We start from the raw sequence: 23,538 nt of genomic DNA, 5'->3' as shown, positions 1-23,538 counted from the left end.
GAAGTCTGTCCAAATTTCATCTTCTAGGAAGAACTGCAGAAAATTCTAAAATGGCGAGGGATAACAATGGAAAACGGAAAAATCACTAGAAAAAACCCATCAAGCATGCCAGCACCAGTAGGGAATTACACGCATATCACTAAAATTCCTAGAAATACGGAGCTTTTTGTGACATCCGGTCAAGTGGGTGTAGATCAAGATGGACAATTCCCGAATACATTAAATGAACAAGTTACTAATACGTTTATGAATATAAAAACGGTGTTGGGCTCTGAAGCATTATGTGCTGAAAATATTATAAAAGTGAACATATGGGCTACCGAGGAAATAGATTGGGAATTTTTATATTCAGAGTGGGATCAATTATTTAGCAATGATTATCCGGCAATGACAATCGGTTATATTGCGGCGTTAGGTTTGCCGGAGATAAAAATTGAAGTAGAAATATGGGCGGCTAAAGTATAAAGCTCAGTTGATTAAAGCCATGGAACGTCTGAAAGTAGACGTTCCATGGCTTTTTATTCTGACGATAAACGGTTAGAAAAGAGCTATCGCAAAGCGCTAGTAGTGCTTAAGCTAAGCTGTTCCAGCATGTCTTTGGATAAACGAGCGTAGGGCCATTAGACGGTAGGACAGCCGCTGCAACAAAATGCTTATATGCAGTTTTTCTTCATAGCCGGCCAGATAATACCGTCCCAGTAAATATTCTTCAAATTCTTTTTGCAGCTTATTGTCATATAAGAGCAGCGTTTTTCCTAGCACAAACGAAGTTTTCTGATTCCTTTTTTCGAGATACGCATCCATGGCTTGTCTGGATGCCTCTACATTTCCTAGCTGTCTTTCCACCGCCGCCAAGGTCAAGTATCTCCCCCATTGATTCAGTGAACGGAGAGATTGTCGAATCAGATCCGGCGCTTCAGACATTCTCGAGTCGCTCATATAGTAAGTAAAGCCGAGCAATCCTTGCCGCATAGCTTCCATATTGGGATCAAGCTTTCCTGTGATTGATAAGAGCACCGCGTTGGAAGCTTCATATTCACCTATGTTGCAGAGAAGGGAGGCTCGAAAAACCCGAACCTGGTTCAGCGCTTTAGGTTTGTTCCGGAATTTATGCTCGTGCTTGTCCAGTTCCTGAAAGGCTTGCTCGGTTTTGCCTGCAAGCAATAGTCGGTTGTACTTGAACGAACTGTAAATGAGGAAAAGAAACGAAGCGGGATCGCTTTAATTTTACAGCATCCGCATAAATATCCTGTTGATGGTAAGTGTAAACGCTGCAGGAAGCAGCTTATAAACTGCCTTGGCGTACCAATTTGCGATAGCGTCCCGGAGGACAACCGACAACTCGCTTGAACAAGGCGGTGAAATGGGCTGGGTCCTGATAGCCTACAGCCGAGCTGATAGCGGTTAACTTCCAATCGGTTTCCCGTAGCAGTCGGCAAGCTTCCTGGACGCGAAGCGTCTGCAAGTAAGCAATCGGCGACATGCCAGTGTGTTTGGCGAACAAGCGCTGGAATTGACGCTCACCGAGCCCAGCTTTTGCCGCTAGTGTACTCGTTGAGAGCGAGAGCGCGAACTGGCTATGGAGCAATTGCAGCGTTTCCTTCAATGCACCCGGCGATGGAGCTATGCTTCCAGGCTGCTCCTCTTGGAGCCGATGCAGGTGAAGCAGAAGCTCCAGCAGCACGGCATAAAGCGCTGCTTCCCATGCAGGCCGGCGGGCTGCATATTCGTAATGCAGACGCTGGAATAGCTTGCCGCATTCTCCATCTCTATCGCGGAAGTTGCGGATATGGACATGGGAAAGCAGTGCTTTTAGTGGAGCTCCACCAGGAAAGCCTTGTAGAAAAGGAGCCATTTTATCCGTATCTATGAGGCAATTGCGAACGACAAGCGGCTTGGACGGAGAGGGCGATGAAGGTCGGAACACATGGGAGACACCAACTGGAATCAGAATAATATCGCCTTGCGATACCTGGATGGAGCTTGCTTCCGTGTAATGAACGCCGCTTCCTTCAGATACATAGGAAATTTCCAGAAAATCATGGGTATGCTCGAACATCCCGAAACTCTCAACCGCCCTATTGATGTAGACTGGCAGGCTGCCTTCAAAAAAAGAGGAGCCTTGCAAGGAACCGATAACACGCTGGACCAAAGTGGCATTAGCTCCTCTCGATGTCGCATTCCCCCGTATCTAATGTCGGAAATACCTCGTATATGGGGATGGTATCCATTATATGATGAAAGCGATTACGATTGCTAGAAAAGCCCGAGAGGAGCTGAACGCTGTGACATTGACTGTAAAAGGTTTGACCTGTGAATATCGCAAACAGCCGCTTGGTATTGATACGGTGCATCCAAGGTTTAGCTGGAAGCTGGAAAGCACGGAGCGCGGAGCTCTGCAAACTGGCTACCGACTTCAAGTGACGACAACTCAAGATGGTTTCGAGAAGCCGCTCTGGGATACTGGACAGATCACTAACGGAGATTCGATCCAGATTCCTTATGAAGGACCAGCTCTGCGTTCTAGAACCCGATACTATTACCGCATACAGGTATGGGACAACAACGGTCAGCCGTCCCCCTGGAGCGAGACGGATTGGTGGGAGACAGCGCTCCTGTTCGCTGATGAATGGCAAGCCGAGTGGATTTCAGCGGACCCGCTGCTGCATGACCCGGATGATGAAGCCTCGCCGCTGCTGCGCAAAGAGTTCGAAGTGGTGGGAGAAATTGCATCGGCGAGGCTATATGCGACAGCGGCAGGCGTATACGAAATCCATCTGAACGGTCGCCGAGTCGGCGAAGACCTGATGACTCCGGGCTGGACCAGCTACAGCGACCGGCTGCAGTACCAGACCTACGATGTGACCGAAGAGCTGCGTCAGGGTGCCAATGCGCTCGGTGCATCGCTCGGCAGCGGCTGGTACAAAGGCGAGCTGGTTTGGGAAAATTCCAAAAATCACTATGGTAACGTGAGGGCTTTACTGCTTCAGCTGCATATCATTCGAACAGACGGCAGCGAACAGTTCATTACGAGCAATCCTTCCTGGAAAGTCTCTACAGGAGCGTTGCTCGCATCTGAAATTTATCATGGTGAAGTGTATGATGCGAGGCTTGAGCCTCGAGGCTGGCATAAGCCGGGCTTCGACGACTCCGCCTGGAGCTCCGCGGTTGAAATTGTGCCTGGAGTAGGCAAACTTGTCGCGCAGGAGAATTTACCGGTGCGAGTGACGGAGAGAATCTCGCCGGTCTCCCTGATCCAAACGCCTAACGGCGAAACGGTGCTCGATTACGGACAGAATCTCGTTGGACGGATCCGCCTGCAGTTGGACCTTCCGGCAGGAACAACGATAACTTTATATCATGCGGAGATTCTCGATCGAGATGGTAACTTTTATACAGGCAATCTGCGCTCAGCGAAGCAAATGCTGACTTATACGTCGGCAGGTAATGCGAAGGAAAGTTATGCTGCAGCGTTCAGCTTTTATGGATTCCGCTATGTAAAATTAGAAGGGTATCCGGGCCAGGAGCTGGGAGAGGTTTCTCTGGAAGGCTTCGTCGCCGAAGTGATGCATACCGACATGCCGGAGACGGGGCGGTTCGAATGCTCAAGCGGGCTGATCAATCAGCTTTTCAGCAATATCCAATGGGGCCAGCGAGGCAATTTCTTGGATGTTCCGACGGATTGTCCTCAGCGGAATGAACGGCTCGGATGGACGGGAGATGCGCAGGTGTTCGTGCGCACTGCGGCATTCAACTACGATGTCGGATTATTTTTTGCCAAATGGTTGAGGGATCTCAGGGCGGATCAGCAGCCGGATGGAGGCGTTCCGTTCATCATCCCGGATGTGCTCCATCAGCATTCATCCTCGGCTTGGGGCGACGCTGCGGTCATCTGTCCGTGGACAATTTATCAATGTTACGGAGACAAGCGGATGCTGGAGGAGCAGTTCGACAGCATGAAAGCATGGGTCGAGTATATTCGCAGACAGGGCGAGGATGAGTACCTCTGGAATACGGGTTTCCATTTCGGGGACTGGCTTGGGCTGGACGCCAAAGAAGGCAGTTATGTAGGAGCAACGCCAAGTGATCTGATCGCTACAGCGTTTTATGCCTATTCGGCTTCGCTTGTGCGGGATGCTGCTGTTGTGCTTGGCAAAGCGACTGAAGCGAAGCGTTATGCGGAACTGGCGGAGAGGGTGCGTGCAGCATTCAGCCGGGAATTTATTACACCAGGTGGAAGGTTGGCTGCTCCGACCCAGACGGCTCATGCGCTCGTGTTGGCGTTTGGATTAGTTGAAGGAAGTGCGCGCGAGCGGACGGCAAAGGAGCTTAACAAGCTGGTGACGAATCAGGAATTCCATCTGACAACTGGTTTTGTCGGTACGCCTTATCTTTGTTTTGCCCTTTCCGATAATGGCTATCATGAAACGGCGCTGAAGTTGCTGCTGCAAGAAAGCTATCCTTCCTGGCTCTATTCCGTCAATAAAGGTGCAACGACGATCTGGGAGCATTGGGATGGCGTGAAGCCGGATGGAACGTTCTGGAGCGACGATATGAATTCGTACAATCACTACGCTTATGGCGCGATTGGGGAGTGGATGTACCGTCGTGTGGCCGGTATTGACATGGATGAGTCACAGCCGGCTTATCGTGCTATCCGCATTGAGCCTTTATTCGGAGGAGAGAAGCTGACCTATGCCAAAGCGGAGCTGGATTCACCATATGGGCTTATCCGTTCCGAATGGCGCAGGGAGAGCGGCAAGCTTGGTCTGGAAATTGAAGTTCCGGTGAATACAACCGCGACGGTTCGGCTTCCAGTTGCCGATGCCGGCAGCATTCTGGAAAGCGGCTTGCCGATTGGCGAAGCGGGGGGCATCGAGCTGATGGAGAGCGAGGAAGGTTTTATTTCTGTTCGGGTCGGCTCGGGCTGTTACAGCTTTGTTTTGAAGGATGAAGCTTTAGCTGCTGAGGTGCAGAGCGTTTCATAGGCCTTTAGTGAGATCATCGTTGACAACCTTATAAAAATAATGATATATTATTATTTCTGATTGCGCTTTCATGGCGGAATTGGCATACACGCTAGCTTCAGGTTCCAATGCCAGCAATGGCATGGAGATTGTAGAAAATAAATGATTGGGTTTATCAGAAAGCCGGTTGCACTGGAACTTTCAGCGCAACCGGTTTTTTGCGTGAAAGGAGAGAGGTATGGGGAAAACTAATAGCTCTTGCCAGTCGGAAGCTATTGGATAGATATGCATCGATAAATTGCTGGGAGTAATAGAGGCGATGGGCTGGGCGAATACGATTGGACCTATTGCTGCAAATTATAAGGAAGTTTGCGCGATGTCTAAAATGTACATGATGACAGTTACCGCCGGTTTCAGAGACACGGCCCAAAACATATGCAAAATGCTTTAAAAGCGAATTCAGGAGGTACTTAAAGTGAAATATTTGATTGTTATTGCTGGATTGTTAACCGTATTTGGATTGAGCTACTTGGCGAGCAAGGATCGGGGCCGCATTCGCTATCGGCCACTGGCGCAATTAATTATATTGCAAGTTATTCTGGCGTTTGTACTGTTGAACACAACAGTCGGTGAGACGTTGGTTCGTGGATTTTCTTCCGTGTTTGAAGCGCTGCTTGGTTATGCGGCGGAAGGCATCAATTTTGTGTTCGGCGGAATCGTGAACGAAGGCCAAGCCACACAATTTTTTATGTCGGTGCTACTGCCAATTGTGTTTATTTCTGCGCTGATCGGCATTTTGCAATATACAAAAATACTGCCGTTTATTATTAAATATATCGGCCTTGCACTCAGCAAGGTAAACGGCATGGGTAAGCTGGAATCGTACAATGCGGTTGCTTCCGCTATTTTGGGGCAATCCGAAGTGTTTATTTCCGTCAAGAAGCAGATTGGTTTGCTGCCGGAGCGCCGTATGTATACGTTGTGTGCATCCGCGATGTCGACGGTCTCCATGTCTATCGTTGGGGCGTACATGACGATGATCGAGCCGAAATATGTCGTAACGGCGCTTGTACTGAACTTGTTCGGCGGTTTTATTATCGCATCGATTTTGAATCCGTATACCGTGTCGAAGGAAGAAGACATTCTTGAGGTTACCGATGAGCACAAGCAGTCCTTCTTTGAAATGCTGGGCGAGTATATTATGGACGGCTTCAAGGTGGCAATAGTGGTCGCTGCGATGCTGATCGGTTTTGTCGCTCTAATTGCGATGATCAACGGCCTGTTCGGAATGTTGTTCGGCATTACGTTCCAGGAAATTTTAGGCTTTATCTTTGCGCCTGTCGCCTTCCTTATGGGAGTTCAATGGAGCGAAGCCGTTGAAGCGGGCAAAATCATGGCCACCAAATTGGTGTCCAATGAATTCGTGGCGATGCTTGATTTGGCCAACATCACAAAAGAAGGCACAATGTCCTCACGGACGATTGGCATCGTTTCCGTCTTCCTCGTCTCGTTTGCAAACTTCTCTTCGATCGGCATTATTGCCGGTGCTGTAAAAGGGCTGCACGAGCAGCAGGGGAATACGGTTGCCCGCTTCGGTCTCCGGTTGCTGTACGGGGCCACGCTGGTCAGCATGCTTTCGGCCACGGTCGCCGGCGTGTTCCTTTAAGTAATTCCAACATCTTTGTCAGATGTGAAAAGCAAGGGCTTATTACGATGCTGCATGTTTGGTGCAGCGTTGTGATAGGCCCTTTTTTTGAGTATGAACTTTCTTCTACCCACATAGTTCAAGTCTCTAAAAACCATACTAATGATGTATTTTTAGACATCAGCCGTATTTTAAGTAAAGGGGGATTCTCTTGTCATCGAAATCAATTAGGCTCCTTATGCTCTGCTTTGCGTGTTTTTTTATAATGAGCGGTTTTGCCGGTGGTCCCAATAAACATGATCGTAGTTATTATGAAGCCCGTGGAGACGTAGTATGGGAAGTGCCTATGGATGAAAAGTGGATAGCCTTGACATTCGATGACGGGCCGAATCCGAAAACAACACCACAAATTCTGGATTTGTTGAAACAATATAAGGCGAAATCCACTTTTTTTGTTATCGGATACCGGCTTGATAAGTATCCTGAAATTGCCGCACGTGAAGCTGCGGAAGGACATGAAGTGGCCAACCATACGGATACTCACGTTTATTTCAAGAGTGGGATCAGCGAGAAAACCATTGTAACCGAATTGGACAACGTTCAGAAAAAAATAAAAGCCATAACGGGACAATCTTGTCCATGGTTTCGGCCACCGGGCGGTTATTATAACGATACGGTCATTCGAATGGCTAAGCAAAAAGGCTATACGGTTGTATTATGGTCTTGGCACCAGGATACGAAGGATTGGAGCAGCCCTGGAACAGGCAGAATAGTCAATAAGGTTCTTAATAATGCACGTAATGGCGATATCGTGCTGCTGCATGATCATGTCCACGGATCCACACAAACGGTTGAAGCTTTGAAACTCATCTTGCCTGAGCTGAAAAAGAGGGGTTATCGCATGGTAACTGTCTCGGAACTGATGGCACATAAGAAGCAAGTAGAGAAGTGAACTCTCTTTTGACCGGAGGAAACCATCCTAACCTATCGGGACATCTGTTAAAGAAATACAGGCGCTGACCTCAGCAGAGGACAGCGCCTATTTGTTGGGATGATTCTTTAACCCACTTGCATCGTAGGAGCCAAAACAATCTCGCGGATGTTTACATTTTGTGGTTGGCTGAAAGCAAAATAGATCGTTTCAGCCACAGTCTGAGGAGAGAGTCCTCCTTGAATGGAATTTTTCCATTCATTATAGCCACTTTTGATTTCTTCATTAGTTGTATGACCAAGCAGCTCTGTCTCGACAACCCCAGGAGCAATTGTGATAACACGCACATTGTGCTTTGCAACTTCTTCCCGGATGTTCTCACTCATGGAATGAACGGCAAACTTGGTGCCTACATACGCTGCGTGATCTGTAAAGGTTTTTTTGCCCGCGATGGAGCTGATGTTAATAATCGTTCCTGTTTTACGCTCAATCATAGAAGGGAGAACGGCTTGCATCCCTTTCAACAAACCAAGCACATTCACGTCGAACATATCCTTCCACTCTTGACTGTTCTGTTTACTTACGTCGCCGAGCAACATAAGTCCTGCATTGTTAATCATAGCTTGAATGGGGCCAAACTTATCTTCTGCTTGCTGAATTGCGCTTTTTAGCGCTTGTTCGTCAGTTACGTCCACTTTGGCTTTCATGACCCGCTCATCTTGAAAATGATCCAGACGCTCGATTCGCCGGGCAATCAACAGAACGTTATGGCCTTTTTCCAGAAAATATTGTGCGGTCGCTTCTCCGATGCCTGAGGACGCCCCGGTAATAGCTACAAATCCTGTTGTCATGTGATCTAACTTCCTCTCTACTTTTCATGTTAACTTAAGTGTATAATGTAAACTCTTACGAGAACAGTATGCACTTCTAGGTTACTAAGTAACCTGTATGTGCATTAGGTAGGAGGAGTTACAGATGGAAAAACAGGATGATGCTCAATTAAATGCAGCGCCGAGCTATAAATATTTAAATGAATTTGATGCAACTATGCAAATGATTCAGGGCAAATGGAAAGTGATGATCCTTTATGAGCTGCACGAACAATCTGCAAGACGATTTGGGGAACTACTGAAATACATTCACGATATCTCCCATAAAACGTTGACTAACCAACTCCGTGAATTAGAAGCCAATGCACTCATTATCCGGACCGTTTATTCTGAAGTTCCGGCACGTGTTGAATATAAACTTAGTGATAAGGGCCGCTCGCTGATTCCTCTGCTGGAAATGATCTGTGACTGGGGTTTGACTCATGTTGACCGGAATGAAATACAGCGTTTGTTATGTGATGATGAGTAATGAGTAATTTTCGTTGACAAGCCTATCCAAGACATGGTATATTCTTTCTTGTGATTGCGCGGTCATGGCGGAATTGGCAGACGCGCTGGCTTCAGGTGCCAGTGGTAGCAATACCGTGGAGGTTCGAGTCCTCTTGACCGCATTATAAAAAACACTCCAGAGATAATCTCTGGAGTGTTTTTTGTTATACAGTAGAGCAATATTCTCCTATAATTAGGAATTCGGACAGGGAGGGTTAGAATAGAAAGAGGTGGATGTTGATGAAAATCAGAAAAAAACCTTGGTATACGCTGCTTCCTCCTCTAAGCCAATGGAGTCTGCGATCCAAGACACTGCTTATTTTCCTACTGCTAATCGCTACTCCTCTGAGTTTGCAGGGTTCTTTGACCTACTACGACTTTTCCTCTTCCACCGAACGCAGAACTGCGGAGTATTCAGCACAGCTCGTCGGCCAAATTAATCAGAATCTGGACCGTACCTTAAAGGAAATGCAGCATCTTTCGATAATGCCCATGTATGATCCAGAGGTACTCGCAATTCTCAGAAAATACAGCAGTCCGACCCTAGCCGATAGGCGACCTTCCGTTGAAGAGCTAGAGAAGATGCTGCTGCATATCGCCAGCGGCACTTATGACCGTCCGGAAATTCGCGGCATTCATATTTTTGCAGGCAACGGTTTCACCTTTTCCAACCTCGACGCCAATACGATTCAACTGTTCAACGATCCTTCACAACAAAGCTGGTACGAACGGGTACATAAGGCTGATGGGGCCTGGACGTTGATCCCGACGCATCAACCCTCTTATTACCTGGAAAGAGACCCGCAGGACTATTTTTCCGTTGCCCGCCTTATACGCGAGCCGAACACGAATCGGACGTTGGGACTCATAAAAATCGACTTGAAGCTAGATGTATTCCGGGGGATTCTCTCCAATGTTAAATTCGAGGACAAAGGAAGTCTGGTCGCGGTTAACAGTCGTACCGAGCTTTTTTTCTTGGAAAATGGACCTGGGCTGCCACCTGACCGTTATGAAGAGCTCGCCAGTGCTGCAGCCTTACCAAACGAGTCGACCGTCCGCCGCATGGAGCTTGGGGGAAAGTCCTTTTTGACCATCTCCGATTACTCGGACTACTCGGATATCAAAATCGTCCGTTTTATCCCGCTAGAGTCGCTGCTGAAGGAAACCAATGCACTGCGCACCAAAACGATGTTGATCGGGATCGTTTGTCTTGTTTTGGGAGGGGGGCTTGCCACTTATTTTTCCTATCGACTGAACCGTCCCCTCGCTGCGCTCAAAAACAAGATGAAACTCGTTGAGCTTGGCAACTTCAAGCAAAGCGTGCAGGTGGAAACAGGGGATGAGATTGGGCAGCTCAGTCACAATTTCAACCGAATGGTAGAAGAAATCGACCAGCTGGTCGAGGAAGTATATGTGATTGGATTACGCGAGAAGGAAGCAGAGCTAATTGCGTTGCAAAGACAGATCAATCCCCATTTTATTTACAACACACTTGAATCGATTCATATGCTTGCCGTCCAAGGCCAAAGCGAACGTGTATCGGATATGGTGACAGCGCTCGGGCGGATGCTCCGTTATACGGTAGGACATGAATGCCAGCTCGTACAGCTGCGAGAAGAGTTGGAAACGGCCGAGGCTTATGTGAGCATTCAGCAATTACGGTATGGGGACCGGCTGCAGATTCTATTTGATATTGAACCCGAGCTGTTGCCGCATGAAGTGCCTAAGCTAATCATTCAGCCCATGATTGAAAATGCCATCTATCATGGCATTGGCGACTATGACGGGGGAAAAACGATCTGGGTTCACGCCGTCAGGTTTGAAGACTGTTTGCTGCTGACAGTCCGTGATGACGGACGGGGGATGTCTGAAGCGGAGCTTGCGAGCTTGCGTCAATCTCTTAATCGTCCGGTTGCGGTGGCATCCACTGCTGAACAACGAAGGGATGGACATGGTGTAGCACTGCGTAATATCAGTCAGCGACTAGCATTAATGTACGGGCATGCCTATGAGCTGCATGTAGACGCAAGCCTCGGGGCAGGTACGGCATTTACGATTACGATTCCGCTACCACTAAAAGAGGTTGTTCAAAAAGGCCGCCATTGATCACGATGTAAACTAGGAAGCGAACTCGACATCGAATCTTGTCTTCACCTTCGAAGTCCGGTGCTCATGTAGGTTTGCCAACCTCCTTCTTCTGGTTCACACAACCTTCTCGGTGCTGAATGGCGATCTTTTTGAACACGAACTAAAAGGGGGGAAACATTAAATGATACGCGTTATGCTCGTTGAAGACGAGGAAGTGATTCGCAGGGGCATTGCTTCGTTGATTCATCAGGTTTCACCCCATTTTAAAGTTGTGAAGGAAGCGGCGCATGGCCGTGAAGCACTCCAATATCTGAACCAGAACGCCATTGATGCGGTCATTACGGACATTCGGATCGGTGAAATAAACGGTCTGCAGCTGCTGGAGAAAATCCGCGAGAAGTTCGAGGATATGCCATTCCTAATCATTAGCGGATACAGTGACTTCAGCTATGCTCAGAGGGCGCTGCAATATGGGGTGTCTGATTATTTGCTGAAGCCTATCGATCGGAAACATCTGGTGTGCGCGCTCGACAAAATTCAGGCGGTTCTGCTTAAGCGCAGCGGTAAGAGCCCTGAACCTGCGGAATGCGCAGAAGTTCCAGAGGAGCGGCAAGGCCCAGAGAGACGGCGCTTGATTCGCAAAATTATAGAATACATCGAGGCCCATCCGGAAGGAGACTTGCGGCTGCCGACGCTGGCTGATTTTGTACATATGAACCCAGCCTATTTAAGTGTGCTGTTCAAGCAGGAAACCGGCATTAATCTATCTGATCAGATCGCGACCGTCCGTATTGAACGTGCCAAATACTTGCTTTCCCAGACTGAGTTGAAAATTTATGATATTGCCCGATTATCTGGTTATCAGAGCCCCAAACATTTCATGCTTGTATTCAAGCAGTTGGTCGGTGTAACGCCCAGCACATTCCGTGATCAGCAGACGACTTAACCTCTAGTTTTGTCCATTCCTCTAAAAAAACCATACCAAATCTAAAACATGCGTGATTTCTCCTGTTGTCAGCAGTCCGTACAATTAACATGTGGGGATGGAGCCTATTTACTTAGAGGGGGAGAAGCAATGAAGCGAAAGAGGATTGGTTATCTCGCATTGTTCCTTGCAATGGCAACAACCGCAACCGCGTGTAGCGGCAATACGAACGGTGAGACAACAACACCAACGGATTCTAGCGGCAAAAAGGTTGAGTTAAAATTTGCGACTTGGGGAAATCCCGCGCAGCTTGAGCTGTACCAAGGCCTGTTTGCCAAGTTCAACGAATCCCATCCGAACATTGAAGTGAAAATCGACTCGATACCGTTCGCTGATTATCAGCAGAAAATTTCCGTACTTGCTGCCGGGAGGGAGCTGCCGGATATTGCGTGGATCTCTGAACGGATGGTTCCGCAATTTATGGCCAACGATATTTTGGGAGATATCACTGATGTGGCAGCGGATCCAACCTTTAACAGGGATGACATCATTCCATCAACATTGGATCTGTTCCGGAAGGATGGTAAGCTTTACGGAGTGCCATTCTCGACACCGCCTAGCGTTGTGTTTTATAACAGGGATCTGTTTGAGAAAGCGGGGCTTACCTCACCCAATGAACTAGCAGAGCAAGGCAAGTGGACATGGGAAGAATTCGTCAAGTCGGCAAAACTCATCTCGGACGGTCCGACCTCAGGCCGGACGTATGGGGCTAACTTTTTCCGAGACTGGAAAACTTGGATTATGCTCGCTTCCTATTCTTGGTCGAATGGTAGTGCTCCTTTCAAAGAAGATATGAGCAAATTCACTTGGAACGATGCCTACGGCGTAGAAACGCTTAAAATGCTCCAGACCATGATGTTCGTTGACAAGTCCCATCCGAAGGCTGGTGAGCAGGTCAGCTTTGAATCCGGTAAATTAGGCATGATTTTTGATAATTACAGCTTTGTTTCGAAAGCGCGTACAATTAAAGATTTCAAATGGAGTATCGCGCCGATGCCATCTGGCTCCCAAGGCACGGTTCCGATGATGGGGCAGGCCGGTTATGTGTTGTTCAAGGAAAGCAAACATCCGAAGGAAGCAAAGGAACTGATCAAGTTCCTCGCCGGGCAGGAAGGGATACAGACGACATCCGCGTTTTTTGTACCACCACGCCAGTCGGTGCTGGGCTCGGACGCTTTCTTGAAGCAGGAAGGTAACCCTGATCCGGCCGATATCAAGCAGGCTGTCATCGATGAGATGCCGAAAGCTAAAGTACAACCAGGCCATATCCAGTGGCAGAAGATCGATACGGAAATTTTATCAGGCTTCGACCGTTTGTTTGGACAGTCCGGTGCTCCTGAAGAAATATTGAAAGGGATCAAGGAGAAGGTTGACCCACTGCTCAACAAGTAAAGAGGTTGTGCAAAAAGGAGCTGGTGTTTAATGAATCGGTTTAAACAATCTTTAACGAGTGATAAGCTGCAGTTGTTCGTAAGTTTGCCGGCCAATGATCCTGTTCTCGCTCAGGCGGCGCTAGCTGAAGGCGCTGACGGTTTGAAGGTTCATATTAACGTTGAGCATCGAGCTAGCGGTATGACATTCGGGTCACTTGTTGATAATCAGGATGCGATCTCTGGGATCCGTTCCCTGTACGACGGACCGCTCGGAATTGTGCCGGGCGGATCCATTGAAAGCGTCAACCAAGAGGAAATCGAAGCGCTGCCTGAGCTTGGAGTAGACTTTACGTCCATATATGCGTTCCATATGCCATCATTCCTATTACGTTTCCCGAAGCTTGCACGCACCTTTGCTATTGATAGCAGCTTTGATCCTCGTTTTCTGGAAGGTGCAGCATCATTCGGAGTTGAGGCGCTTGAAGCTTCCATCATTCCGGGCGAGGAGTATGGCATGCCTCTCAGCTTTGCCGATCTACTCAAATATCGCTGGCTGGTAGAACATACGAAGTTGCCCGTCATCGTGCCATCCCAGCGCAAAATTGTACCCGCTGATGTCCCGGCACTAATCAATAGCGGCATTAGGGTGCTGCTGATCGGTGCAGTTGTTTTCGGCAATGATGCCGACGGCATCCGTCGTGCGGTTGCGGAGATGCGTAATGCAATCGACCGTAGTTAACCGCGAGGCTGGGGTTAAAAAGAGGCGCAGTCGGAGTCCGCTCGATCGAGATGCAAACCGGACGGGTTGGCTCTTCGTTGCACCGATGGTGCTTGGATTTGCATTGCTTCTGTTTATACCACTTATGATGGCGTTGTATATGAGTCTGACGGATTGGCCGCTGCTGGGAAAGGCTTCATTCGTCGGGTTGGATAACTACCAAGCCATTTTTAGCGACAAAGAGTTTTGGAAGGTGCTGGGCAATACTCTTTACTTTGCTGCTGGTCTGGTCCCGCTTAACATTGGATTGGCTCTGTTATTGGCGCTCCCTCTGGCGGGTAAGCTGCCCGGGATGGGCCTATTCCGAACTGTCCTATTCATTCCCGTGATGACGTCTCTCATTGTTTGGTCGATTGTCTGGAAGTACATGTTTGCGACTGACTCTGGTTTTATCAATCAACTACTCCAACTGCTCGGAGTGACAGGACCGTCCTGGCTTTATGATGAAAGCTTAGCGATGCCGGTTGTCATTATTACGAGTGTTCTCAAAAATGTAGGATTAAACATGGTGCTGTTTATCGCAGCATTACAGCAGGTACCGGTGCACTTGTATGAAGCGGCGAAGCTTGATGGCGCCAATAAATTCACCACCTTTTTCCGTATTACGCTGCCCATGATCACACATACCTTGTTCCTGACAATCATCATGACGATAATTGGCTCGTTTAAAGTGTTCGGGCAAATCTATGTGATGACTCAGGGGGGGCCGGTGGGCAGCACAGAGGTATTGGTGTATTACATTTGGGAAAAAGCGTTTAAGCTTTATGAATTTGGCTACGCCTCTGCTTTGGCCTATGTTTTGTTTATTATTATTTTAGCGCTTACACTCCTCCAATGGGGTTTAAGAAAGAGGTGGGTCATGCATGAGGGCTGACCACTTATCCATACGGCGCTGGGACCGATTAAGCGGATTGATGCAGTATGCGTTTTTAACGGTCGTATCGGCCGTCATGCTTATGCCGTTCCTATGGATGGTCTCGACATCACTCAAGGAGCCTGCCAAAGTATTCTTATTTCCACCGCAATTCATTCCGACTCCAATACGCTTGAGTAACTACACGGAAGTGCTGCAGAGCATTCCCTTTCATCTGTTTTACTGGAACAGTGTTTATATTGCTGCGCTTGTTACACTGGGTACTATTTTCTTCGCTTCGCTGGCCGGGTATGCCTTCGCTCGAATTCCGTTTTGGGGGCGCGGCGTCGTATTCCTCCTGTTGTTAAGTACAATGATGATTCCGAATGAAGTAATTGCGATTCCTATGTTTCTGTTTCTGCGTGAGATTGGTCTGATTAATACCCATGTGCCGCTTATTTTACTTCCGATCTTCGGCGCTGGCGGCGTATTCGGCGTGTTTGTCATGCGCCAGTTTTTCCTGGGCATTCCCAAGGAGCTGGAGGAAGCCGCGATGGTGGACGGTTACTCTCGTGCGCAAATCTATAGCCGAATTATGATGCCGCTAGCCAAACCGGCAATTGCAACATTAGTGATTTTTACATTCCTAGCTTCATGGAACGATTTCTTCGATCCGCTGATTTATATTAGTGATAGAGAATTGATGACACTGCCGCTTGCGCTATCGCTGTTTACCGATGAATCCGGGACTGCGTGGCATCATCTGATGAGCGCCTCCGTCATGGCGACGCTGCCGCTACTCATCATCTTCTTTTTCGCTCAAAAGCAATTTATTGAAGGAGTGTCCATGACGGGACTGAAGGAATAACACCAGGATTAATGATAGGTATGTCGGTTGGAGGGAGGTTTGGCAGCATGAAAAATAAGTTTGAAGCAGATGTAATTGTTATCGGCGGGGGGCCAGCTGGTTTATGTGCAGCCATCGCCGCAGGACGCCAAGGGGCCTCCGTCATCTTGATCGAACGGTATGGCTTTGTAGGCGGGATGTCTACAGCGGCTTCCGTTTATCCGTGGATGACCTTCCACACCGCGCAAGGTGAGCAGGTCATTAAGGGCGTGGCAGAAGAAATAGTTAGCCGTCTAATGGAGCGCGGCGGTTCACCTGGTCATCTGCGCGATACGATCGGTTTCACGTATAGTATTACCCCCTACGATGCTGAGATTTTTAAAGTACTGGCTGTTGAGATGCTTAAGGAAGCTGGTGTCAAACTGCTTGCTCACAGCTTTGTTGATGAGGTGTTTGTATCGGATCGGATCATTCAATCGGTGCGGCTGACCGGTAAGTCGGGCAGGATTGATGTTTTTGGCAAACAATTTATTGATACAACTGGTGATGCTGACGTTGCTTATTTAGCTGGAGCGGCCACGGTCAAGGGACGGCAGGAGGACGGGCGCACACAACCGATGACGATGAAATTCCGTATGCGTGGTGTAGACCTGAGTGCGGTGCGTCAGGCGATTCAGGACAATCCGGATAACTTTTACCCCAAAACGCTTTTTGCTGAGCTGGATCAGCTCCCGCTAACCGCCGTTTCCGGTTTCTACGCCGAATGGAAAGCGGCCAAGGTACCGATTAACCGTGATCAGGTGTTGTTTTTCACAGGACCGGCTGACGACGAAGTGTTGGTCAACTGTACCCGAGTGCAGGGCATGGACGCCACGGACATTGAGCAGTTGACAGAGGCTGAGGAAGAAGGCCGCAAACAAGTGTTGCTTATGGCCAAATTTATGCAAGATTATATTCCTGGCTTCGCCAAGGCGTCCATCTCATCAGTTGGTGCACAGATCGGAGTCCGGGAGTCGCGGCGCATTGATGGGCTCTATTGTTTGACGATTGGGGATGTTGTCCAAGGACGGCGTTATACCGACGGAATTGCACGCAGCGGCTATCCTGTCGATTTGCATGACCCGACGGGTAAAGGTGTTGCAGCTTCTTTTATCGAAGGAAGCGGTGCTTATGACATTCCATATGGTTGTCTTATTCCAAAAGGTGTAGATAACTTGCTCGCTGCTGGCCGCTGCATATCAACGACACATGAAGCACTTGCCACGACAAGGCTGACGCCAAGCTGTATGGCTACCGGAGAAGCGGCCGGTACAGCGGCTGCGCTTGCCATTGCGACGAACACGGCATTGCCCGCTGGGGTAGATATTGAAAAGCTGCGGGATGTGCTGCGGAAAGGGAACGTTGTGCTGTAATTGGGGATGTGCGAGTTATTCCTTCTTATGCATGGCGAATGTGCTGGGGCTCCTTCTTGGATGCCCTTTTTTATGTACTTAATTAGGCTCATTGCGGGAGGCTGTTCCACCGCAGGGTGACCGAGCCGGACCGGCGTCTATGCTATGTCCCGGTCTCACCCCGACAACTGATTTGCAACGCTTACAAGCGATTGGCCTCTGGTAGCGGCGTTCCCACCGTTGCGATTGAGGGCATCTATATGAGGCGTCCGTTTGAGCTCATGAACTTAAGTCATGAGCTTTATTTGTTTGCGTCCATAACTTCCCACTATTTTAATAACAGTTTAAAAATTATTATATAATTCTATTAAATAAAGGTGGGATTACTGTTTTAAAGGAAAAAATGAAATCTTTATCTATTTTAGGTGTTTTGGTAGCTACATTCTCTATCCCATCATTAAACTCGGTGGTTTATGCTCAAGATGAGGCCAATTTTAGAGCACCAGTTGAAAAAACAATCAATGGTGTGTTGTATCTGGATGGAATACCTGTTCTTCCTGACAATTACAAACAATTAAAAGATGAAGAGCTAAGTGAAGAGCCGGAATTCATAGAAAGTGATGTAGTTACTCATAGTTTAAAGGCTTTAAGGGGTGTAAATTCATGGTCTAAAGTTTCCGAAGCTAATTCCTACTCAGGGCATGATTATGATCGCTATAATAACCATACTTCAAAATCTGTGAAAATTAGCCTTAAAACAATTTCTAACATGACGGCTTCAATCTCTGGTTCGATTGAATATGGGTTTAGTGCAGTTGCCCAAGCTCAAATGCAAGCAACAATTGGGAATACTTACACTAAAGAATTTATGCAGGAAGCTACTGTACCGGAAAATTATGTTACTGAATTAAAAAGTGCTAAGAAAACTTTGGAACAAAACTACAAATATACTGATACTGGATTTTTTTTGGACAAACGCTATTCAGCTTCTAGTCTAGACCATAGAGGTAATGAGTATTGGATTTTCTCAAATAAAATAAAGTAGTAAAAAATAGTTAAAAGAGCATTCCTTATTAAGGAATGCTCTTTTAACAAGGAGGATTTGTTGTTGAAGAGATCAAGATGTATCATTATCTTTACTTTATTGTTTCTAGCAATCTTAGCGGGTTGCAAGACAACAACACCAGAACAAGAGGAGCAAACGATATATAAAGAAAATATTGCCCAAATTGAACAATTTGTAATGAAAGAAGAATCTTATCTTTTTAATGATGAGGATTTTACAATTTATTTCCCTTACGAAATTAGCTTTATTAATAATATTCAAAAAGTACAATTGTATTTGGACAATGAACTCGTTCAATCAATAAATAATCAGAATGAAATAAACACCCTTGACACAAATAAGTTGATATTAAAAACGAATGGAAAAAATAAAAGTTTTAATAATATTATAATATTTGATGGTGATAATAATAAGATTAAGCTAAAGACGGGAAAGTTTGTGTTTGATGGGAAAGACAATACAGAACAAATTCCTGAACAAAATCAGATTTACTTAATAGGCAGCTCATTTAAACAAAATGGAACAAATGTTACGATGAAATATGAGTTAACTAGAGTTGATGGTACAGAAGTACTAGTTAAAGTTCCTGACTCGTTAATAGGAATAGTGAGTAAACCTAAGACAAGGTTACTAGAAAAAAAAGAAAAATCAAACATCTACGAAATTACATTCGAGTTAAATAAAACGTACTATGAACAAAGGAATATTTTTAATATTAGTTTTGAAGTGATTAGTGAACAAGTATTCAACGATAAATTAGTAAATCGTTAATTCCAATTGCAATTAATGATATAAACGAATAAAAGTGTATAGCACTTTTATATATGCAGATTCCATGTAACACGCATCCATGTGTTGGCAAATCCTAATGCCGTAAATGCGCATGTACCACATCAATGTTACTTGGTAAAAGTTAACTTCTCTCACCTTAAAGTCCTCCATCCAAGGAGGGCTTTTTATGTTTAATGAATTCTCCCCAGAACTGAGAATTGATTGAGTTTTTTTTACCCTCTTTTACTTCGCTACAAGAGGCAAAAACACCTCATCCACGATTTCGGTTATGGTTTCTTCCGACATCGGTTTACTATAGAGCAGCAACTCATGCCGGGCGAGATCAACGGGCAATGTCAAAATACGAGATTTGATGGCGTCCGGGCGAATTTCACCTCGTTCCACAGCTCGCTGTAGCAAAATTGTCATTGTTCGGTTTTGCCGGCCATGGGGAAAGAGCAATGCAGCAAGTGAGATATTTCCTAATTCTGCCATAAGTCCGAATAAGGCGTCCGAAACGGTCTCCGTAATATTTTTATTCATCGACCTAAGCATGCTCAAAAGATCATCCCGCAAATTCCCTGTATCCGGGACTTCCTCTAAAGGCAACGGTACCCGCGCGTGGATTGCAGCCAGTACAAGTTCAGCGCGATTAGGCCAGCGTCGATAAAGGACGGCTTTGCTTGTCCCGGATCGTTCCGCAACTCCTTCCATCGTGAGATTCGAATATCCCACAGTAGAAAGCTCCACCTGCACCGCTTTTAAAATAGCGGCCTCGAGCTCCTTGCCCCTGCGCCTTGTCTTGGTACTATCAACGAGTTGATCATCCGAAATTTTCATTCTGATTCTCCTCAAATAAAAGTCGTTGCGTTTCTTATAATGATAGCATATCATAAAAATAAGAAACGAATAGTATCTTAATTCGAGGAGTGAGTAGGATGGGAAAACAAGCCGGAGTGGCTCTTGAGCAGGAAAGGCAGGAGGCTGCTTCCAAAAAAATGATGTGGATACTCGTCATCGGTATTCTAGCGCCCTTGTTCGATACGACGATTACGAATGTTGCCATCGATACATTGGCTCGTGATCTCAACGCCACGATGTCGACCATTCAATGGGTCATGACGAGTTATCTGCTTGCGCTTGGAATGGTAATTCCACTTACAGGTTGGGCAGTAGAGCGCTTTGGCGGCAAACCAATGTGGTTGTTTTCTTTGACTGTGTTTCTGCTCGGCTCCATTCTGTGCAGCTTGGCGTGGAATGTAGAAAGCCTGATTTTTTTTCGCATCATTCAAGGAATCGGCGGCGGTTTGCTGATGCCTATTATGCAAACGATGGGAGTGCGCGCTTCCGGCGGACAAAAAATGGGCAAAACGATGGCGGTTGCTGGATTGCCTGCACTGCTGGGACCGATACTGGGGCCGGTGCTGGGCGGTTTAATTATAAATAATTTAAGTTGGCGCTGGATTTTCTTTGTGAACATTCCGATTTGCATCGTAGCTATAATTATGGCTTGGAAAAGATTGCCTAAAGACGAATCCGAAACGAATACTCAGAGACTCGACCTGCTGGGACTTTTGCTGCTTTCCCCGGCAATTGTTCTAATTATTTATGGATTAGGAGAGGTAGGCACCAACAACGGTTTTGGCCATGCCGCCGTCCTCGTTCCCTTCGTAGCAGGCGTACTGTTATTGACTGCTTTTTCCATACACGCCTTCAGAAAAGCAAACTCAGCTCTTATTGATTTAGCTCTGTTCAAAGTACGTTCCTTTACGGTTTCCTCCATGTTGTTGTTTTTATCCGGCCTTACGACCTATGGATCGATGCTGCTGCTGCCGCTCTACTATCAGCAAATTCGCGGTGAATCCGTGCTAATTTCTGGACTGCTGCTCGTTCCTCAAGGAATCGGCATGCTGCTCACCCGCACGTTAGCGGGCAAATTGACAGATCAAATCGGTTCCCGCCCCGTTGTGCTGGTTGGAACTATTCTAGTCCTATTAGGGACGTTGCCTTTTGTGCAAGCAGGAACCGATACCAACCTAATTTATTTGTCAGTGGCTCTTATCATAAGAGGTGCTGGCCTTGGGGCTATTTTCATGCCCGTCATGGCTTCTGCTTACCTCGACTTATCAACGAAACAAGTTCCGCATGCGAGCAGCACTACCCGTATTATGCAGCAAATTGGAGGAGCTTTTGGTGCTTCCATGATCGCGATTATTTTGCAAAATCAACTTGCTGCACAGCCGACTCAAGATATTGCTGCAAGAGCAATTGCTTTTGATCAAACGTTCCTGTGGTCGTTATGTTTTACGGCTTTGGCGCTTATTCCAGCAGCGTTGCTGCCCAGGGTGAAAAAGGTGAGTTCTGTAAAATAGCCGAAATGCAGACCGCCGTTTCGTTTCCGATGAGCAGTATAGGAGAGGAGCCGAATGGAATAATACGCTTATCGTTGACGAAAGCGGTGGTAGCGGATGAAAAATCGAGTATGGTTGCATTTAGGATTAACTCTGATTATTGCTGTATCCCTGGCTGGATGCGGCGGTGGGTCGAATGTAGGTAATGAAGGTAATGTCGGGAATGTAGGCAATGTAGGCAACGAGAACACGAATCGAACATCGGAATCGGAGCCGCCGACAACTTATAAGGAGAACTGCATGTCCTGCCACGGTGGCGAGCTTCAAGGAGGAATGGGCCCTAGCTTGCAAAAAGCTGGAGCCAAGCTGACGAAGGATCAGCTTGCTGTCATCATCACGAACGGAAGAGACGGGATGCCGAGCTTCAAGGATCGGCTCAGCACCGAGGAAATTGACAACTTGGCGGCTTGGTTGGCCGAGAAAAAATAAAGGGCAAATATATAACGAGGACAGGGAGGGACAATAATGCGAATTATCGCTCGTTTGCTCGCTGCGACGCTCGTCGCGCCATTGTTGCTAACGGCAATTCCGGACGGAGGTCATTATTGGACGGCCAACGCGGAAGGTGCTGGTCTGAATGGGACAAAAAATGCAGCCCTGTACGCTGAGAAGAGTACAGCCCTGCATGCGGAGCAGAACGCTAAGCCGCCTGTTTTAAGCAGGGTGGCGATTGTCATTGATGATTTTGGTAACAAAATGAAGGGAACCGAGGAGATGTTCCGGTTACCGGTGCCGATCACAGCAGCGATCATGCCATTTTTGGTGACAACGCGCGAGGATGCTGAGAAAGCCCATAGTCTTGGACTTGACGTCATTGTTCATATGCCGATGGAGCCGAACCAAGGTAGGCGATCGTGGCTGGGACCAGGAGCGCTCGTAAGCACGATGACCGATGCCGAGGTTAGGGAGGCTGTTGAGAAAGCAATTGATTCGGTGCCGCATGCAACGGGCATGAACAACCATATGGGCAGCAAAATTACAGCAGACGAGCGCATCATGCGCGTTGTGCTCACGGTTTGCAAGGAGAGGGGGTTATTTTTCCTTGATAGCCGTACCACGTACAAAACGGTTGTGCCCAAAGTTGCTGCACAGATTGGTGTCCCGCTGCTGCACAATGACGTTTTTCTCGATGATGTAGATTCGGCAAGCCATATTTCGAGGCAACTCGCTGTTCTCAAAAAGCTTACCACGGAGCAGGGGGACTGTATTACAATCGGCCATGTTGGCGCTTCCGGGCTGCTAACTTCAGCGGCGCTGCGCCAAGCGGCCTCTTCGATGGAAGGAATTCGCTTTGTGCGGGCATCGGAGCTGCTGCCGGCTTCAGCGGAAGAGAAGCTTGTATTGCCGCAGTCCTGAAGCGATTGCTTCGGCGATTTGCGTTTGGCCCTGTTCAGACGTAAGCATGTCGCGGTCATCCTCATTGCTGATGAATCCCATCTCAACGATGACAGCTGGCTGCTTAACGGTATTCAGTAAATAAAACGGGTTGCCAGCTCGCGGCAGCTCGTTTGTTTTTTGCTGCTGATTGAGTGAATCTTGAATGCAAAGAGCAAGCAGAACGCTTTCTCCACGATTTTTCTGGTGAAGAACGACGGGTCCATGTGCTGCACCCCGTTTGGAAAAGTTCACATGCAGGCTGACCAGCATGCCGGTGTTAATCTCCTGGGTCAAACCTGATCGCTGTGACAGATCCTTCTGGTGTCTGGAGCGGCTGCCGAGCCAGCGATTATCATCGCTAAGAGCATAATCTCCGCTGCGGTTCAGCACGGCGCTGACCCCGAGCTGCTGCAGGCGGACGAGCAGTTTTTTGGATACAGCCAGATTGATGTTTTTCTCCAGTAAATCCTTATGGAAAGTACCACCGTCTATTCCACCATGTCCGGCATCGATCAAAACTTCCGCATAAGGCAGCGCACCCTGATAGCTGAGTCCGCGCATCTCGCTCGGCGCTTCGATAATAGGAGCGGGCTGATCAGCCGCCGCAGCTGTGGACCCTGCAAGAAGCCAAGCAGCAAGCGCTGCTCCGGCCATCGTCCATACCTTCATCTGACAA

The 23,538-nt window shown here is 47.5% G+C and carries 22 protein-coding genes and 1 tRNA gene; 18 read left to right on the top strand and 5 right to left on the bottom strand.

Annotated elements, in window-relative coordinates; all coding sequences use genetic code 11:
* Window positions 1–66: 66 nt before the first annotated feature.
* Complete coding sequence (locus CGZ75_RS09420) at window positions 67–465, top strand: RidA family protein (protein WP_089523932.1); 399 nt, start codon at window positions 67–69, stop codon at window positions 463–465.
* Window positions 466–576: 111 nt separating this feature from the next.
* On the opposite strand, the gene CGZ75_RS25155 is transcribed toward CGZ75_RS09420, so the two are convergent.
* On the bottom strand, window positions 577–1,164 hold the full coding sequence (locus tag CGZ75_RS25155; protein ID WP_089523931.1) for a hypothetical protein: 588 nt from the start codon (window positions 1,162–1,164) through the stop codon (window positions 577–579).
* Window positions 1,165–1,285: 121 nt separating this feature from the next.
* Window positions 1,286–2,152 carry an AraC family transcriptional regulator gene (locus CGZ75_RS09410; protein ID WP_089523930.1) on the bottom strand — a complete coding sequence of 289 codons (867 nt, stop codon included), beginning with the start codon at window positions 2,150–2,152 and terminating at the stop codon, window positions 1,286–1,288.
* Window positions 2,153–2,234: 82 nt separating this feature from the next.
* Between CGZ75_RS09410 and CGZ75_RS09405 the strand changes: the two genes are divergently transcribed.
* The 3 genes from CGZ75_RS09405 (at window position 2,235) to CGZ75_RS09395 (ending at window position 7,564) form a co-directional block, all read left to right on the top strand.
* Window positions 2,235–4,988 carry a glycoside hydrolase family 78 protein gene (locus CGZ75_RS09405; RefSeq protein WP_245850758.1) on the top strand — a complete coding sequence of 918 codons (2,754 nt, stop codon included), beginning with the start codon at window positions 2,235–2,237 and terminating at the stop codon, window positions 4,986–4,988.
* A 454-nt stretch (window positions 4,989–5,442) separates the two neighbouring features.
* Window positions 5,443–6,633 carry a NupC/NupG family nucleoside CNT transporter gene (locus CGZ75_RS09400; RefSeq protein ID WP_089523929.1) on the top strand — a complete coding sequence of 397 codons (1,191 nt, stop codon included), beginning with the start codon at window positions 5,443–5,445 and terminating at the stop codon, window positions 6,631–6,633.
* A gap of 244 nt (window positions 6,634–6,877) precedes the next feature.
* Window positions 6,878–7,564, top strand: a complete 687-nt coding sequence (locus CGZ75_RS09395) for a polysaccharide deacetylase family protein (protein WP_245850826.1) — start codon at window positions 6,878–6,880, stop codon at window positions 7,562–7,564.
* 107 nt (window positions 7,565–7,671) lie between these two features.
* Here the strand turns inward: CGZ75_RS09395 and CGZ75_RS09390 are convergent, their stop codons facing one another.
* Window positions 7,672–8,394, bottom strand: a complete 723-nt coding sequence (locus CGZ75_RS09390) for an SDR family oxidoreductase (protein WP_089523927.1) — start codon at window positions 8,392–8,394, stop codon at window positions 7,672–7,674.
* Between the two features lie 124 nt (window positions 8,395–8,518).
* Between CGZ75_RS09390 and CGZ75_RS09385 the strand changes: the two genes are divergently transcribed.
* The 11 genes from CGZ75_RS09385 to CGZ75_RS09335 all read left to right on the top strand — a co-directional run bounded on the left by CGZ75_RS09385 (window position 8,519) and on the right by CGZ75_RS09335 (window position 19,074).
* Complete coding sequence (locus CGZ75_RS09385) at window positions 8,519–8,902, top strand: winged helix-turn-helix transcriptional regulator (protein WP_089523926.1); 384 nt, start codon at window positions 8,519–8,521, stop codon at window positions 8,900–8,902.
* Between the two features lie 58 nt (window positions 8,903–8,960).
* Window positions 8,961–9,044, top strand: a tRNA-Leu gene (locus CGZ75_RS09380).
* Between the two features lie 118 nt (window positions 9,045–9,162).
* Window positions 9,163–11,028, top strand: coding sequence for a cache domain-containing sensor histidine kinase (locus CGZ75_RS09375; protein ID WP_176444742.1), 1,866 nt, complete (start codon window positions 9,163–9,165; stop codon window positions 11,026–11,028).
* 163 nt (window positions 11,029–11,191) lie between these two features.
* Complete coding sequence (locus CGZ75_RS09370) at window positions 11,192–11,956, top strand: response regulator transcription factor (protein WP_089523925.1); 765 nt, start codon at window positions 11,192–11,194, stop codon at window positions 11,954–11,956.
* 129 nt (window positions 11,957–12,085) lie between these two features.
* The gene (locus CGZ75_RS09365; RefSeq protein WP_089523924.1) at window positions 12,086–13,387 is read left to right on the top strand and encodes an ABC transporter substrate-binding protein; all 1,302 of its coding nucleotides are present in this window, start codon (window positions 12,086–12,088) and stop codon (window positions 13,385–13,387) included.
* Between the two features lie 30 nt (window positions 13,388–13,417).
* Entirely contained in the window at window positions 13,418–14,107 is a 690-nt protein-coding gene (locus CGZ75_RS09360) for a hypothetical protein (RefSeq protein ID WP_089523923.1), read from the top strand.
* Window positions 14,088–15,020, top strand: coding sequence for a carbohydrate ABC transporter permease (locus CGZ75_RS09355; protein ID WP_089523922.1), 933 nt, complete (start codon window positions 14,088–14,090; stop codon window positions 15,018–15,020). Before CGZ75_RS09360 ends, CGZ75_RS09355 begins: the two co-directional genes overlap by 20 nt.
* A 40-nt stretch (window positions 15,021–15,060) precedes the next feature.
* On the top strand, window positions 15,061–15,867 hold the full coding sequence (locus tag CGZ75_RS09350) for a carbohydrate ABC transporter permease (RefSeq protein ID WP_245850825.1): 807 nt from the start codon (window positions 15,061–15,063) through the stop codon (window positions 15,865–15,867).
* Between the two features lie 47 nt (window positions 15,868–15,914).
* The gene (locus CGZ75_RS09345) at window positions 15,915–17,258 is read left to right on the top strand and encodes an FAD-dependent oxidoreductase (protein ID WP_089523920.1); all 1,344 of its coding nucleotides are present in this window, start codon (window positions 15,915–15,917) and stop codon (window positions 17,256–17,258) included.
* A gap of 382 nt (window positions 17,259–17,640) precedes the next feature.
* Window positions 17,641–18,282 carry a hypothetical protein gene (locus CGZ75_RS09340; RefSeq protein ID WP_089523919.1) on the top strand — a complete coding sequence of 214 codons (642 nt, stop codon included), beginning with the start codon at window positions 17,641–17,643 and terminating at the stop codon, window positions 18,280–18,282.
* Between the two features lie 63 nt (window positions 18,283–18,345).
* Window positions 18,346–19,074 carry a hypothetical protein gene (locus tag CGZ75_RS09335; RefSeq protein ID WP_089523918.1) on the top strand — a complete coding sequence of 243 codons (729 nt, stop codon included), beginning with the start codon at window positions 18,346–18,348 and terminating at the stop codon, window positions 19,072–19,074.
* A 243-nt stretch (window positions 19,075–19,317) separates the two neighbouring features.
* Here CGZ75_RS09335 and CGZ75_RS09330 read toward each other — a convergent pair whose 3' ends face one another.
* Window positions 19,318–19,914 carry a TetR/AcrR family transcriptional regulator gene (locus CGZ75_RS09330; RefSeq protein WP_089523917.1) on the bottom strand — a complete coding sequence of 199 codons (597 nt, stop codon included), beginning with the start codon at window positions 19,912–19,914 and terminating at the stop codon, window positions 19,318–19,320.
* Between the two features lie 98 nt (window positions 19,915–20,012).
* Between CGZ75_RS09330 and CGZ75_RS09325 the strand changes: the two genes are divergently transcribed.
* The 3 genes from CGZ75_RS09325 (at window position 20,013) to CGZ75_RS09315 (ending at window position 22,841) form a co-directional block, all read left to right on the top strand.
* A complete protein-coding gene (locus CGZ75_RS09325; protein ID WP_089523916.1) occupies window positions 20,013–21,446 on the top strand; it encodes an MDR family MFS transporter in 1,434 nt (477 codons plus the stop codon).
* Window positions 21,447–21,542: 96 nt separating this feature from the next.
* On the top strand, window positions 21,543–21,914 hold the full coding sequence (locus CGZ75_RS09320) for a c-type cytochrome (RefSeq protein ID WP_089523915.1): 372 nt from the start codon (window positions 21,543–21,545) through the stop codon (window positions 21,912–21,914).
* Window positions 21,915–21,950: 36 nt separating this feature from the next.
* The gene (locus CGZ75_RS09315; RefSeq protein WP_089523914.1) at window positions 21,951–22,841 is read left to right on the top strand and encodes a divergent polysaccharide deacetylase family protein; all 891 of its coding nucleotides are present in this window, start codon (window positions 21,951–21,953) and stop codon (window positions 22,839–22,841) included.
* Here the strand turns inward: CGZ75_RS09315 and CGZ75_RS09310 are convergent.
* Window positions 22,806–23,531 carry an N-acetylmuramoyl-L-alanine amidase family protein gene (locus CGZ75_RS09310; protein WP_245850757.1) on the bottom strand — a complete coding sequence of 242 codons (726 nt, stop codon included), beginning with the start codon at window positions 23,529–23,531 and terminating at the stop codon, window positions 22,806–22,808. The two genes, CGZ75_RS09315 and CGZ75_RS09310, sit on opposite strands and share 36 nt — an antisense overlap.
* Window positions 23,532–23,538 lie beyond the last annotated feature (7 nt).

It is taken from the genome of Paenibacillus herberti, from assembly GCF_002233675.1.
GTDB lineage: Bacteria > Bacillota > Bacilli > Paenibacillales > Paenibacillaceae > Paenibacillus_O > Paenibacillus_O herberti.
The sequence above is the reverse complement of the archived record's forward strand: the minus strand, read 5'-3'. Positions and strand labels throughout refer to the sequence as shown.

Bases quoted from the DNA above. Each gene is read 5' to 3' on its own strand.
- CGZ75_RS09340 (WP_089523919.1), top strand. From the start codon at position 17,641: ATGAAATCTTTATCTATTTTAGGTGTTTTGGTAGCTACATTCTCTATC.
- CGZ75_RS09390 (WP_089523927.1), bottom strand. From the start codon at position 8,394: ATGACAACAGGATTTGTAGCTATTACCGGGGCGTCCTCAGGCATCGGA.
- CGZ75_RS09375 (WP_176444742.1), top strand. From the start codon at position 9,163: ATGAAAATCAGAAAAAAACCTTGGTATACGCTGCTTCCTCCTCTAAGC.
- CGZ75_RS09365 (WP_089523924.1), top strand. From the start codon at position 12,086: ATGAAGCGAAAGAGGATTGGTTATCTCGCATTGTTCCTTGCAATGGCA.
- CGZ75_RS09360 (WP_089523923.1), top strand. From the start codon at position 13,418: ATGAATCGGTTTAAACAATCTTTAACGAGTGATAAGCTGCAGTTGTTC.
- CGZ75_RS09310 (WP_245850757.1), bottom strand. From the start codon at position 23,531: ATGAAGGTATGGACGATGGCCGGAGCAGCGCTTGCTGCTTGGCTTCTT.
- CGZ75_RS09405 (WP_245850758.1), top strand. From the start codon at position 2,235: ATGATGAAAGCGATTACGATTGCTAGAAAAGCCCGAGAGGAGCTGAAC.
- CGZ75_RS09350 (WP_245850825.1), top strand. From the start codon at position 15,061: ATGCAGTATGCGTTTTTAACGGTCGTATCGGCCGTCATGCTTATGCCG.
- CGZ75_RS09420 (WP_089523932.1), top strand. From the start codon at position 67: ATGGAAAACGGAAAAATCACTAGAAAAAACCCATCAAGCATGCCAGCA.
- CGZ75_RS09355 (WP_089523922.1), top strand. From the start codon at position 14,088: ATGCAATCGACCGTAGTTAACCGCGAGGCTGGGGTTAAAAAGAGGCGC.
- CGZ75_RS09315 (WP_089523914.1), top strand. From the start codon at position 21,951: ATGCGAATTATCGCTCGTTTGCTCGCTGCGACGCTCGTCGCGCCATTG.
- CGZ75_RS09385 (WP_089523926.1), top strand. From the start codon at position 8,519: ATGGAAAAACAGGATGATGCTCAATTAAATGCAGCGCCGAGCTATAAA.
- CGZ75_RS09325 (WP_089523916.1), top strand. From the start codon at position 20,013: ATGGGAAAACAAGCCGGAGTGGCTCTTGAGCAGGAAAGGCAGGAGGCT.
- CGZ75_RS09320 (WP_089523915.1), top strand. From the start codon at position 21,543: ATGAAAAATCGAGTATGGTTGCATTTAGGATTAACTCTGATTATTGCT.
- CGZ75_RS09330 (WP_089523917.1), bottom strand. From the start codon at position 19,914: ATGAAAATTTCGGATGATCAACTCGTTGATAGTACCAAGACAAGGCGC.
- CGZ75_RS09370 (WP_089523925.1), top strand. From the start codon at position 11,192: ATGATACGCGTTATGCTCGTTGAAGACGAGGAAGTGATTCGCAGGGGC.
- CGZ75_RS09395 (WP_245850826.1), top strand. From the start codon at position 6,878: ATGAGCGGTTTTGCCGGTGGTCCCAATAAACATGATCGTAGTTATTAT.
- CGZ75_RS09345 (WP_089523920.1), top strand. From the start codon at position 15,915: ATGAAAAATAAGTTTGAAGCAGATGTAATTGTTATCGGCGGGGGGCCA.